Below are 13669 nucleotides of genomic sequence, written 5' to 3'. Positions count from 1 at the left end.
ATTATCTGAACGTGCTTCAGTTAGTTCGCTGGTAGTTTGAATCGCGATACAGAAGTCTCCAAATCTTTCGCCAGTTCTAACAGTTTTGCAATCGAGTTCGCCGACTCCTGTGCTTTGCGCGACGTTTCAGTTGAAGAATCACTCACTTGTGTTACTTGCTCTGATACACGGGTTACTGTTTCAGCTTGCTTGTTAGAACCCGCTGAGATGCCCTGTACCAGTTTCGACAATTGCTGCGACATGTTCTCAATTTCAGCCAGAGCCTTACCTGCGGAGTCGGCAACCTTGGTACCGCTGACCACTTGTTGGGTTGCTTTTTCCATCGATAAAACAGCGTCGTTGGTATCGTTCTGAATGGTCGTTACCAGCTCGGCAATTTTCTTTGTCGCTTCAGTCGATCGTTCCGCCAGACTTTGTACCTCATCCGATACAACCGCGAAACCGCGACCGGCTTCACCAGCCATCGATGCTTGGATCGCCGCATTGAGCGACAAAATGTTCGTTTGTTCAGCAATGTCATCAATCAGCGCGACGATGTCTCCAATGCGCTGCGAACTCTCACCCAGTCGCTTGATGCGTTTCGACGTATCTTGAATCTGCTCTCGCATGTTTTCCATGCCAGTAATCGTATCGCGTACCGCCTGTGCGCCTTGCTCCGCCGCTTTCAGTGAATCGGACGCCATGTCAGATGAACTGTTCGCTTGTTCTGACATTTGGCGCATACCAGCAGTCACTTCCTGCATCAACGCCGCCGCCGCGGAGATCTGTTCCGCCTGGGTCATGTTTGATTGCGATACCGCCTGCGCGTTACTTACCGCCAGCTCTGATTCGTTCGCCACTTGAATGGAAGCTCGGTTAATCTGCGACACCAGCTCACGCATCTCAATCACCGCGAAGTTCACCGAGTCAGCGATCGCACCCGTAATCTGGTCAGTCACCTCGGCTTCGACCGTCAGGTCACCATCCGCCAGTGCGCTCATTTCATCGAGCAATTTCAGAATCGATTCTTGTTGATCCGCTAAGGTTTCTTCCAAGCCCGCATCGTGTGCGACCAATTCTTTGGATTGCGCTTGACTGTAACGCCACAGACTGAACACGCCAAACGCGGCCAATAAAAGTGGCAGCAATGTTGCTAACTGACTCAAGCGTGCCGTTAACCCTTGATTACTGGCTGACTGTACCGCCTGTGCAAGTGCCGCGCCTTGATCTCGTACCGACTGCAATGCTGCGCGCGATTCGCTTAACGCCGTCGCACGATCGCCAATTTCCAAAACACGTGTTTCCAAATCAGCATACTGCGCACGCAAAGGCTCAGCCGCGGTGGCAACAACGGTGGAAGAGTTACTCACAATTCGATTTAGGGTTTCTTGTAAACGAACCATCAAGCCGTTTTGTGCATCAGCCAATTGCGGCAGGTTTGAATCAGGCAGAAAGTAGCCACGCAGCGTGGTGGACAAACGCCCGAGAATACCATTGAGATTGGAGGCCTCTGAAGTCAAGAAGAGGTATTTATCTTTCGAGGCGCCGGTGGATTTGTTACGCCCTTCACGTGCTACCGCCTCTACGAAGCCTACTGAGTCGCCGACCACTTGCGTTAAGCGACCCGTCAACGCTAACAAACGTTGCTTGACTTCTTGCACGTCGTTTTCATTGGTTAGGAATTGTGTAGTGGCTGATTTGTATGCGTTCCACTGCTCAGTGACCGCGCCATTTACCGCTGCGTTGCCAAATATGCCATCAGCGATTTTCTCGGATAAACCATTTGGCGCAACCAGAGCATTGATTGCCTCTTCAGTTTCGTCGATGTTGCTTTTCAGCGGCGCGTATCGTCCACCAACCTCGGACAGCGCCTGGGATGCAGATGTTGTGGTTAAATTGATTTTGTTAACAACTTCGGACACTTGATTAGCGCGCTGCTTCTGGGACGAAATTGCAGGCGACAGAATCAGCGTAGACAACAGCGCCAGACCAAAAGCCAGCAAGGTTAAAATCATCCAAAGTCGCTCATTTGACGATTTGTCAGCGACGGCCGCTGGTGCAGCCTCCTCGGGCTCGAGATCATCAAACCCATCCAGATCAGTCAACTCAGCGTCGTCATAAAGACTGGCCAAATCACTGTCGTCGTCGATGATGTTATCGAGGTCGAGGATGTCGTTATCAACATGCTTATTTGGATCACTCATTTTTCCACCTATTACCTTTGCCACTCTTTTCGTACGGCGGCCTGTTCATGTATCTTTGCTGCTACTACCCAATAAAATGATAAAGCCCAGTATTTACTGGACCTCCCGAAATTGCTCTGATGCCAGCAAGGCTCGTACGTCTAAACGAAACCAGTCTTGCCCATCAGTGCGAAACCCTTTATCAACAAATGCGCTCAATCCGTCCAGAACCTCTTGTTTTTCTTCTAGGTCGGACATTTGGTCGGAGTCATTAAAATAGCGAAAACCAATGACACGATTAACCAGCAAACTGCTCTGCACGGCATCATCCGCAAGCAACAGAAGGTGACCTTTCTTGGCCTGAATTGCACGGCCATAACCTGCAAATAGCGAAAGGTCGGTGACTGAATATAAAACGCCTTTGGAATTAATTAGCCCGCGCATCCAAGCCTTGGTCTGCGGCACAACCATCAAATTTTCACACACAGAGACTTCTTTCACATCGGTTGCGTCGCAATAGAAGTTGATTCCGTTTATCACGTACGCGATATTTTTGACGCCGGCTGACTGAGTCGAATAAGTGAGTCCCTGTGCTGCCAAAGCGATCGCTTCGGAGCGCATGGTATTCAGAACTTCATAAGGAGCATTCTCTTGCATTTGGGTCATGTAACTTGCTGATTAGTTCAAAAGCGATTTTATTTTGCTCAATAACAACTTAGGGTTTGCCGGCTTCACCAAGTAGTCCGTTGCGCCTTGACGCTCAGCCCAAACCTTGTCAGTTTGTTGTGATTTGGAGCTCAGCATCAAAATCGGAATATCGGCGGTTTCTAGCTCGCGCGATATCGCACGCGTGGCCTGAAAGCCATTCATCTCCGGCATGACCACATCCATCAAAATGAGGTCGGGCTTGAGATCTTTAGACATCTGAATTCCGTCGGCACCGGACGGCGCATACGCCACCTTGTAACCACCATGATCAAGAATGTTTTTCACATAAAGGAAGTCGGTCTTGGAATCGTCAACAACGAGAATAGTTTTAGTAGACATAAGCTCTTATTTCGTTTGTGTTCTATCAGTTTTCGAAGATTGCGTATCCTGGGTTTTATACATAGCGATTGATCGCCTCAAGCAGCTCACTCTTAGTAAACGGCTTGTTAATGTGCTGCTCTGATCCAGCCACTCGACCACGAGCACGATCAAACAAACTGTCTTTACTAGACAACATGATAACCGGAGTGTTGCGGAAGTAGCTGTTGTTTTTAATCAACTTACATGTTTGATAGCCATCCAGACGCGGCATCATGATGTCGACGAAGATAATATCCGGGCGCGTATCAGTGATAACCGACATCGCCTCAAAGCCATTGGTGGCGGTGAACACCTCGTAGCCTTCTTTCTTGAGAATGGTTTCGGCAGTCATACGAATCGTATTACTGTCATCGATAACCATCACACGGGGATTCTTCGCTGGCGGTTTTTTAGAGCTTTCTGACATACAAGTACTCTGATCAAATATGAGTTGTCTGACCCAACCAGGAGGTCAAAACCAAGCTCGTGAAATTTTGTTTACTGCAAAAGGCTTGATTGGGGACCGTTAAAAAAACGATCAAGTCCTAAACCGCGACCCCAATCAATCTAAGCAAGTTTCACAAATAACGAGCTTAAATTATTGTTATTAATATTGTTTAGACCCTATAACATACATCATTACACTTTTTTTGTTAATCAAAAAGTGTTTTTTACGCTAGCAACTGAACGATTTTGCTTTTTTTTCACGAAAACCTGACTTTCGCCTATAATAATCGGCATGTTTCGAGATCAATCAGAGAATCCAGGCGGGTTTCACCCATTCCCCCACAACACGAAATCCAATAATGCCTGATAAGGACCTGCTGATGATAGTCGTACAATGCCAAAATCTTGCTTAAATCGCTGATGAGCTGGTTTGTTTACATGCTCTACTGCGCCGATGACAGCCTGTATACAGGCATCACCACAGACCTAGAGCGACGTGTGAATGAACACAACCATTGCGCACATAAAGCCGCCCGTTATACCCGCGCCCGACGCCCCGTAAAACTCGCCTACGCAGAACCGTGCGAGTCACGATCTGCCGCGAGTCAGCGAGAACATCAGCTCAAACGCCTCAGTCGCTCCGAAAAACTCAATCTGGTTTACCATTCGAATTCACTATGAGTCGTCGCAAGCTAAACCGCCGCCAACAATGGCAGGCGGAAAAAAACCAGTCTGAACGCACGGCTCGCTCATTCAATAAAACGCGCGATCTGTCTCGCAAGAACCAATCCGGCGAACTCAGTAGCGAACAGCAAGGGCTGGTTATTTGTCGGTACAGCAAGCACTTTGAGGTCGAAGCACTGGAAGGTGACGATCTAGGCAAAGTTCATCAATGCACAACGCGTACCAACCTGGGATCGATCGTTGCAGGCGACAAGGTCATTTGGCGTGCAGGTTCGGATCTGACGGGCGTCATCGTGTCGCGACTGGACCGCAGCAGCATTTTGGAGCGACCCGACAATTTCGGTAAACTCAAACCCGTGGCCGCTAATATCGACCAGATGCTCATCGTGATCGCTTGTGAGCCAGCACCGCAGGCAAATTTGATTGACCGATACCTGGTCGCGGCCGAATTGATGAACGTACGCGCGGTCATTGTATTAAATAAGGCAGACTTAATCTCGACCTCGAATGAGGCTCAGTTTGAAACACTGCTCGACGTGTATCGTCGACTCGATTATCCGGCGGTAAAGATTGTAAGTTCCCGCCATCAAACACCCCAACTGGATGCATTGCCTGAGTTGATCGATCAACACACCAGTATCGTGGTCGGGCAATCTGGTGTTGGTAAATCTTCGCTGATTAATGCCTTACTACCCTCCGCCAATTTGGCCATCGGGGATCTGTCGGAGACCACGCGTGAAGGCACGCACACCACCACTAAAGCCAAACTTTTGCATTTACCTGCAGGCGGTCGACTTATCGATTCACCCGGCATTCGCGATTTTAGCTTGTGGCACATCGATCCACTGCAACTACAACATGGCTTCGTCGAAATCGCTGAACTAATTGGACATTGTCGTTTCCGTGACTGTAAACATGAATCTGAACCCGGCTGCGCTGTTCTGGCGGCAGTGGAAAGCGGCGACATTCAGGCGCCGCGTTTTGCGAGCTATCTGCGCATCAAAGAAGCTGTTCTGGATCAACAGTCTCGTGGGCTGAATTTGGCAGGCAGCTGATTGGATTTCGATGTGGACTTGATGGCATTCTGCACGGGCACCACCGAGCTAACTATCTTGCGACCGGGAAAACCACACCCTGACTGGACAACGACAAAGTTTCACCGTCCTTGTAAGCATCCCCAACCTTAGCAACTGCGACATCCACCCAATGCTGATAACAGGCGCGACTCAAGCGTGCCCACAGGTCATACCGGACTCGCACGTACGGAATCCACACGCCTTGATATTGCCGTAGCGCCACGGGATGCTCGATACCAATCCGACACACATCCCCGACGTTGGTTTCCGCAGTCCAGACATCACTATCGCAGGCAACCTTCTGCACCACAAATGGGACGTCCTCCACCTCAATTGCAAGCTTCTCAACCGGCGTCACCAGAAAGTACTGTGACGCTTCGTGCCACAGTATACTGGCAAACAATCGCACCAGACGCGGGCGAGCGATCACGCCGCCCTCGTGAAACCAGACACCCTGCGCATCGATGTGAATGTCGATCCTGCCTACCTTTTCGGGTCGCCATTGATGCACTGGCGGCAGTTTGGACTCAGTGAGCTGATGGTCTAATTCGTCAAGTTTGTTCATGACCAGAGTATACTCCCTCTACCCTGTATGTGTGCTATCTCACGTACTGGCAAGACGAATCTGACAACTTGAAAAAGAGATACAGCAAATCCATGTTTGAACTACACCCACAACTGGCGCAAGACACACTCTATCTTTGTGACCTGAGTTTGTGTGAAATCCGACTGATGAACAACGCGACCCTGCCGTGGTTCGTACTGATTCCAAAACGCGCTGGGATCCACGAGGTGTATCAACTCAACGCAAAGGAACAGCAACAACTTTGGCATGAGACTACCACCCTATCCCAGGCCGTGAAGCAAACATTTGCTGGAGACAAGCTCAATATCGGCGCGCTTGGCAATCTCGTGTCACAACTGCATATGCACGTCGTGGTGCGCTATACCAGCGATCCGGCGTGGCCTGCGCCCGTGTGGGGAAATTTGCCTACGCAAACCTACACCAGCGAGGAATTTGAGGTTGTACGGAATGCCGTCACCACGGCACTGAACACACACAATTTCGACCTGCCTACTCCGTGACGACAAACTAAACACCAATACAAATCGAATTTTTCACTAGGAAAACAGCCATTTCCAGCCAATTAATATCGCAAAAAGTTCGATTTTGAAAACATATTTGCTAGTGACTTCGGCAAAAATTCGCATTTTATACCACGTTATAGAACCGGTTACTGGCAATGAACACAACACGAACCTACTCTTCGAACCCATCGTCGTTGACTGAGTTACGCACCGCAATTACACAGACAAAGCATGTCGATGAAGATCAATTCGTCAGCGGACTAATTGCCAAACCATCCCTACCCGGCCATGAGCGCGAAGCACTGACAGCCGAGGCACAAACACTCGTGCAGGCCTGCCGCGAAGACACACGTAGCCAAACCCTGCTCGACTCGTTCTTGCAGGAGTTCGGACTATCTAACCAAGAAGGGGTTGCGCTGATGTGCTTGGCTGAGGCGTTATTACGTGTGCCCGACAGCACCACTGCCGACCGCCTCATTGCAGAGAAAATCAGTTCTGGCGACTGGCGCAGTCACAGTGGACAGTCCGAATCCGTGTTTGTAAATGCAGCCACCTGGGGCATGATCCTCACCGGTAAATTGGTTTTTCTTGACGAAGAGATCACCCAACAACCCGGCAGCTGGGTGAAACGTCTCACCGCAAACCTCAGTGAACCGGTCGTTCGCAGAGCCATCCATCAGGCCATGCGCATCATGGGTGGTCAGTACGTACTTGGCCGCAGCATAGAAGAAGGCATACGCAAAGGCACCAAACAGAACGATGCCAACACACGCTTCTCGTTTGATATGCTCGGCGAAGCAGCGCGAACCCGCCAGGACGCAGCGCGCTACTATCAATCCTACGCAGACTCTTTGGAGCGGGTCGGCAAGCTGAACACCCAATCAGACGTGTACTGCGCCGATGGCGTATCAGTAAAACTCTCTGCATTGCATCCGCAGTACCATGTATCACATGCCGACACGGTAATGCGGGAACTCTTGCCCCGGATCACCGAGCTTTGTCGCAAAGCCAAGCACTATAACATCGGCCTAAGTATCGATGCCGAAGAGGCCGCACGACTAGAACTGTCTCTCGACATATTTGAAGCGCTTTGTCGCCATCCCGACCTCCAAAACTGGGATGGTCTTGGCTTTGTGATGCAGGCTTATCAGAAGCGCGCGCCCGCCGTAGCGCAGTGGCTAATTGCCCTCGGCCAGACAACAAATCGCCGTTTGATGGTTCGCCTAGTCAAAGGTGCCTACTGGGATGCAGAAATTAAACACGCGCAAGAACATGGTTTAAGCGACTACCCGGTTTTTACGCGCAAAGTAAATACCGACATCTGTTATTTAAACTGCGCACAACACCTGTTGGGGGCACCTGGTGCGATTTATCCACAGTTTGCGACCCACAATGCGTATACCGCAATGGCGGTGTTAAAGATTGCACTGCACTTGGAGAACACTGAATTCGAGTTTCAGCGACTGCATGGCATGGGCGAGCTGATGTACAAACATTTGCGCAAGCTGACCAGTGCTAAAGATATTTCACTGCGCGTGTACGCACCCATTGGTGAGCATGAGGACTTACTGCCGTACCTGGTCCGACGTCTACTCGAGAATGGTGCCAACAGCTCGTTTGTCAACCGGTTCCTAGACAACGAGACGCCCGCATCCGAGTTGGTGCGGGACATATACGACGAAGTCGCCGATCGTGGCACGTATCGCCACAGCAAAATCCCGTTACCGGTGAATATCTTCCATGCGGCCGGCGAACCACGCCCCAATGCCCGTGGACTCGACCTAGATGACGAACCGACACTCACAACCATTACAGCCGAAATCGAAAAACGCGCTCAGTCGCCAATGGCCGCGCATTCGATCATCGTTGGCAGGCAACGACCCGGAACCGCAGTCAGAATCTTCAACCCTGCACGCGTATCGCACGTTATCGGTGAGAGCAGTTATGCCTCGACAGAGGACATTGAACTCGCACTTCAGACTGCCTATGACTACACTAACACGTGGTCTTCGACCTCGCCTGAGGCCCGCGCTGCGATACTCAATAAGACCGCCGAGCTACTGGAAACCAACATGCTCGAGTTGATGGCAATTATCAACCTCGAAGCTGGGCGGACAATAGCAGACTGTGTCTCCGAGGTCCGCGAAGCGGTCGACTTCTGTCGCTACTATGCCTTGCAAGCCACCACCGGTAGCGCCGGTCATTCCGTAGCGCGCGGTCGCGGCGTATTTTTCTGTATCAGCCCATGGAATTTCCCACTAGCCATTTTTATCGGACAGCTCGCCGCTGCGCTGGTCGCTGGCAACTGTGTGCTGGCCAAACCAGCGGAACAAACGCCGCTCGTTGCGGTGCGCGCAATCGAGTTGCTGCTGGAAGCCGGCTGTCCGGTCGAGGCAGTACAGCTCGTTCTAGGCGAAGGCGCCGTGGTGGGGAATCTAGTAAATGCGGATCCACGCATTCAGGGCATCGCCTTTACCGGCTCGACTGAGACTGCACAACGCATCAACCAGGTCATCGCGAACCGCTCAGGGCCGACCATTCCCTTGATCGCCGAAACCGGTGGTCAGAACTGTATGATCGTGGACTCGACGGCATTGCCAGAACAAGTAGTCGATGCGGTAATCTCCTCTGCATTCCATAGCGCAGGCCAACGCTGTTCGGCCCTGCGAGTACTGTTCGTACAAGACGTCGTCGCTGATAAAGTGATCGGCATGTTGGAAGGCGCATTGCACACCGTGACTGTTGGTTCACCTGACCAGATTCAATCCGACGTTGGGCCTGTGATCGACCAGCGCGCTGCCGCCACATTGGCCAAACACATTGACTATATCGCGCCTCGCGCGAAACGCCACCTAACTGTGCCTGTCAGCATTGAAGTACTCAACACTGGTACCTATTTCACACCTCAGGTGTTCGAAATCGATGATCTCAGCCAACTTACGCGCGAGGTATTCGGCCCAGTACTGCATATCATTCGCTACAACATAAACGAACTGCCCACCGTTATCGAACAAATCAACGCCACTGGCTACGCACTCACGCTGGGAGTACACAGCCGAATCAGTGCGATGGCGCAGTATATCTACCGCAATACACACGCTGGCAATACCTACATCAACCGTAACATCATTGGCGCCGTGGTTGGAGTCAACCCCTTTGGTGGGCAAGGCCTGTCTGGCACTGGACCCAAAGCCGGCGGCCCAAACTATCTGCACCGGTTCCAATCACCATTATTGCCAATACAAAATAATTTGGAGCATAAGGTAGAAGAACTCAGCACCGGTTCGCTTGATAGCAATAATAACAAACAACTCACCTCGGCAGTTACGGGTTACCGACAGTGGGCAAAACTGGATATGAGCGCTCGTGGTGCGCGATTACGCGATGCGCTAAGCCGCAACCAACCGCAGTGGAGTGAGGCTGTCAGTCCCGCACTTGACTATCTGTGCACGCATTCTCAGCGTGAGATCGAACTGCCCGGACCGACGGGCGAAGAGAACATTTTATCGATTCATGCGCGCGGAGTAGGTCTAATACTGATCCACGGCAATGAGTCGCTGACCTCGCTCAGCAGCATCACCCATATCGTACTGGCTGCTGGAAACTCGGTTCTGTTACACGCTGAGTCGCCAGCAGGTCGTACACTCGCCATCACGCTCCACGCTGCGTTGCAAACCAGCCTGCCGGATAACACGCTGCAGCTCATGCTCGACGCGCCTTTAACTGCTTTGCTGCACGTATCACACGTTAAGTTTGCAGTCTGCCACACCACAAATCCGGTCCGTGTCGCTGCTAGGAAAGAGTTGGCAAAAAGACCGGGCCCAATCACAGCACTGGTCGAGTTTGATGATGGGGTTGTACAGACGTCGCGGCTTGATAATTATCTAAGCTACTTTATCGCTGAACGCACTAAAACCGACAACCTGGTCGCACGTGGCGGCAACACACAGCTATTCAATCTAACTGAGTAGCCCTCGCTGAGCGATGTGCTCAGTCCAACGGCACATCGGTCACGTTCTTGACTTGCTCTATCACCATATAGGTGTGCGTCTGAGCTACCCCAGGCAAGTGCACGATCTGTTGTAACACGGTACGGTAGTTTTCCATGTCATCAAATCGTACTTTTAATAAATAGTCGTAACCGCCGGCGACCATATGGCATTCAGACACAAAAGCACTCTCCATAACCTGATTTTTGAAATCCAGAAATACATCCTCGGTGGTCTTCTCTAAGGTTACTTGAATGAAGGCAACTTTGCCGTAACCCAGTAAATCCGGGTCCAGTCGCGCGGTATAGCCTGAGATATAACCTGCGGCTTCTAATCGCTTGACCCGTTCCAAACAGGGGCTCGGGCTTAGGTGGACTTTCTCGGCTAACGCCACGTTAGACATACGTCCGTCAGTCTGCAATGCCTGAAGAATCGCACGATCAATCCGGTCCAGTTTTCGATGTCGCTTGTGCGGCTCTCGGGAAGAGTTAGTCACGGCAGTCTCCGTATCTACGTTACGCCTATTCTAATCTTAGGAACGCAAATCTGCATCAAGTTTGGCTTCCATTTGCGCATGCAATTGCTGTAATTGAATGGGCGGTTCAGGGCTTAACACACTAACGACGACGATGGCTAACGACGCCAGAATAAAGCCGGGCACCAGTTCAAACATCAACGAGCTGAGTGCCTGACCTTGATAGGTGAACGGACCGTATATCCAAACCAGCACGGTCACCGCGCCAACCACAATACCCGCCAGTGCCCCCGCGCGTGTCATGCGCTTCCAAAACAAACCAATAAGCACCACCGGTCCAAATGCAGAACCAAAACCTGCCCAAGCATTACTAACCAGACTCAAAATACTGTTGTCGCGGTTTTGCGCCAGACCGATTGCCAATAACGCCACTGCGACCACCGCGAGCCGACCAACCAGCACCAGTTCCCCGGACTCGGCGTTACGTCGACAAAAGGTTTTATATAAATCCTCGGTCAGAGAACTCGAGGTCACTAGTAACTGGGACGAAATCGTACTCATGATCGCGGCCAGAATCGCCGCCAACAGAAATCCACTGATTAATGGATGAAACAAAGTCGTGGACAGAAAAATAAATACCGCTTCGGGGTCATTAAGCGTCGCACCGGTGGCCGAGACATACGCGACCCCAACTAACCCCACCATGGTTGCTCCGATGAGGGTCACGATCATCCAACTCATTCCGATTCGCCGCGCGGTCTTCATTTCCTTAACTGAACGAATCGCCATAAAACGCACGATAATATGCGGCTGACCAAAGTAGCCAAGCCCCCAACTAGCAGCAGAGATGATTGCCAGTATCGACGCGCCACCCAAGGACAGCATATTCGGATCAATCGCCAGTATTTCGGCTTTGGTAGGGGCTACGCCCCCCAACTGCATAAGCGCTACGATCGGTACCAACACCAGCGCCACAAACATAATGCAGCCCTGGACAAAGTCCGTGGTACTGACGGCCAAGAATCCACCAAAAGCGCTGTACGCGACTACCACACCGGCGGTGACCCACACACCAGTGTAATAGCTCATCCCGAACGATGTTTCGAATAGTTTTCCGCCGGCCACCACACCAGACGTCGTATAGATTGCAAAAAAAACGATGATGACAAGCGCGCAAACCAGACGAATTAAGCGGCTGTTATCCGCAAAACGTTGTTCGAAAAATTGTGGAATAGTCACCGAATCACCCGCCAACTCGGTATACACACGGAGTCTGGGGGCAACGAGCAAATAGTTGAGCCAGGCACCAATAATTAGGCCAATAGCGATCCAAGCACTGCTTAGCCCGGACACATACATTGCACCGGGCAAGCCCATCAGCATCCAGCCACTCATGTCGGATGCACCCGCTGACAACGCGGTGACTGACGGACTCAAACTTCGACCACCCAACATAAAACCTGAGACATCATTATTTGTGGATCGGTAAGCATAAAACCCGATGCCTAACATCGCCACAAAATAAATCGCTAAAGAAACATAGATACCGGTTTGCATGCGCACCCTTGAGGTTGATCATTCACTCCCACATCAAACCGGGCGGCTCAATGCAACTAATGAAGTGCATTGTACCGACTCTTTAGTGTGTGTCACCCACAAAGATTGAACCGGGCGCACCGCTAGTCACTCAAACCTCGAGTGACACGCGTTAGTGGCAACCTACTTCGGCGATTGATGATCCAGACAAGGACTCCATAGGGATGATTGCGCCACGATGCTGAATGACTTTTGCCGCCAGGGCATGACCAGCTCGGCATGCAGTCACCGCCGGCTCTCCTCGCAAGCGTGCGGCCAAATACCCAGCATTGAATGAATCACCCGCCGCCGTCGTATCCACTGGCTCAACAAGTTCGGCATCAACATAATGCGTGGCGCCATCGACTTGCGCCAGACACCCATCGCCACCCATCTTGATAACAATTTCTGCTACCCCACTGTCCCCAAGCACAGACATCAATTGTTGTTCTGATTCATACCCGAACAAGGCTGACTCGTCTTCTAATGTTGGAAGCGCAATGTGCGTGATGGAATACATTCTCTGATACGCGGCTTGGGCCTCGGCCACGCTGTCCCACAAACGCGGACGATAGTTACCATCAAAAATAATTCGTCCACCCTGATTCTGATAATCGGATAACAAGGTAAACAAATTGGCTAAACCTGCTGCCGGCAGAATTGCCAAACTAATGCCCGAAACATATACATAGTCAAATTGCCGCAGCGACTCGAAGAGCAAGTTGACGGCGTCGGAACTATCAAATATTCGGCTCGCCGGTGAGTTCTTTCGCCAGTACAAAAAAGAGCGTTCACCCTGCTCATCCACATTAATCATATACATGGCAGGCACTGAACCCGGTAGACGTTGTACCAATGCGCAATCGATGCCCTCGCCCTGCCACTGGCTTAACAACCAGTCGCTCATTATGTCGTCACTCAAGCCGGTCACATACGCAACATCAACGTGATTCCGCGCCAGATAAACCGAAGTGTTAATTGTGTCCCCCCCGTAACGCATCATCAACGGCACAGCATGCTCACATTCTGCGCCGTTGGTGTGGGACAACTCGAGCATACACTCGCCAATCACTGCAATTGAAACTGACATCACTTCTTACTCGA

12 protein-coding genes are annotated in these 13669 nt (G+C 51.1%); 4 read left to right on the top strand and 8 right to left on the bottom strand.

Annotated elements, in window-relative coordinates; all coding sequences use genetic code 11:
- Positions 1–20 precede the first annotated feature (20 nt).
- The 4 genes from IE055_RS10995 to IE055_RS10980 all read right to left on the bottom strand — a co-directional run bounded on the left by IE055_RS10995 (position 21) and on the right by IE055_RS10980 (position 3657).
- The gene (locus IE055_RS10995; RefSeq protein ID WP_189400821.1) at positions 21–2183 is read right to left on the bottom strand and encodes a methyl-accepting chemotaxis protein; all 2163 of its coding nucleotides are present in this window, start codon (positions 2181–2183) and stop codon (positions 21–23) included.
- Positions 2184–2276: 93 nt separating this feature from the next.
- A complete protein-coding gene (locus tag IE055_RS10990) occupies positions 2277–2828 on the bottom strand; it encodes a chemotaxis protein CheW (protein WP_189400818.1) in 552 nt (183 codons plus the stop codon).
- 12 nt (positions 2829–2840) lie between these two features.
- Positions 2841–3209: a response regulator gene (locus tag IE055_RS10985; protein ID WP_189400815.1), complete on the bottom strand. Its 369-nt coding sequence runs from the start codon at positions 3207–3209 to the stop codon at positions 2841–2843.
- A gap of 55 nt (positions 3210–3264) precedes the next feature.
- A complete protein-coding gene (locus IE055_RS10980) occupies positions 3265–3657 on the bottom strand; it encodes a response regulator (protein ID WP_189400812.1) in 393 nt (130 codons plus the stop codon).
- Positions 3658–4097: 440 nt separating this feature from the next.
- On the opposite strand from IE055_RS10980, the gene IE055_RS18090 reads away from it, so the two are divergent.
- Entirely contained in the window at positions 4098–4358 is a 261-nt protein-coding gene (locus IE055_RS18090) for a GIY-YIG nuclease family protein (RefSeq protein ID WP_189400809.1), read from the top strand.
- Positions 4355–5416: a small ribosomal subunit biogenesis GTPase RsgA gene (rsgA, locus tag IE055_RS10970; RefSeq protein ID WP_189400806.1), complete on the top strand. Its 1062-nt coding sequence runs from the start codon at positions 4355–4357 to the stop codon at positions 5414–5416. The genes IE055_RS18090 and rsgA overlap by 4 nt, the downstream gene beginning before the upstream one ends.
- 52 nt (positions 5417–5468) lie before the next feature.
- Here the strand turns inward: rsgA and IE055_RS10965 are convergent, their stop codons facing one another.
- The gene (locus tag IE055_RS10965) at positions 5469–6002 is read right to left on the bottom strand and encodes a DUF1285 domain-containing protein (RefSeq protein ID WP_189400803.1); all 534 of its coding nucleotides are present in this window, start codon (positions 6000–6002) and stop codon (positions 5469–5471) included.
- A gap of 92 nt (positions 6003–6094) precedes the next feature.
- Here IE055_RS10965 and IE055_RS10960 point away from each other — a divergent pair, with 92 nt between their 5' ends.
- Positions 6095–6523, top strand: coding sequence for an HIT domain-containing protein (locus tag IE055_RS10960; RefSeq protein WP_189400800.1), 429 nt, complete (start codon positions 6095–6097; stop codon positions 6521–6523).
- A gap of 158 nt (positions 6524–6681) precedes the next feature.
- Positions 6682–10497 carry a bifunctional proline dehydrogenase/L-glutamate gamma-semialdehyde dehydrogenase PutA gene (gene putA, locus IE055_RS10955; protein WP_189400797.1) on the top strand — a complete coding sequence of 1272 codons (3816 nt, stop codon included), beginning with the start codon at positions 6682–6684 and terminating at the stop codon, positions 10495–10497.
- Between the two features lie 19 nt (positions 10498–10516).
- Here the strand turns inward: putA and IE055_RS10950 are convergent, their stop codons facing one another.
- The 3 genes from IE055_RS10950 to IE055_RS10940 all read right to left on the bottom strand — a co-directional run bounded on the left by IE055_RS10950 (position 10517) and on the right by IE055_RS10940 (position 13655).
- A complete protein-coding gene (locus tag IE055_RS10950) occupies positions 10517–11011 on the bottom strand; it encodes an Lrp/AsnC ligand binding domain-containing protein (RefSeq protein WP_189400794.1) in 495 nt (164 codons plus the stop codon).
- 36 nt (positions 11012–11047) lie between these two features.
- The gene (putP, locus tag IE055_RS10945) at positions 11048–12547 is read right to left on the bottom strand and encodes a sodium/proline symporter PutP (protein ID WP_189400791.1); all 1500 of its coding nucleotides are present in this window, start codon (positions 12545–12547) and stop codon (positions 11048–11050) included.
- A 151-nt stretch (positions 12548–12698) separates the two neighbouring features.
- A complete protein-coding gene (locus tag IE055_RS10940; RefSeq protein WP_189400789.1) occupies positions 12699–13655 on the bottom strand; it encodes a sugar kinase in 957 nt (318 codons plus the stop codon).
- Positions 13656–13669: the final 14 nt, after the last annotated feature.

It is taken from the genome of Arenicella chitinivorans, from assembly GCF_014651515.1.
Taxonomy (GTDB): Bacteria; Pseudomonadota; Gammaproteobacteria; order Arenicellales; family Arenicellaceae; genus Arenicella; species Arenicella chitinivorans.
The sequence above is the reverse complement of the archived record's forward strand: the minus strand, read 5'-3'. Positions and strand labels throughout refer to the sequence as shown.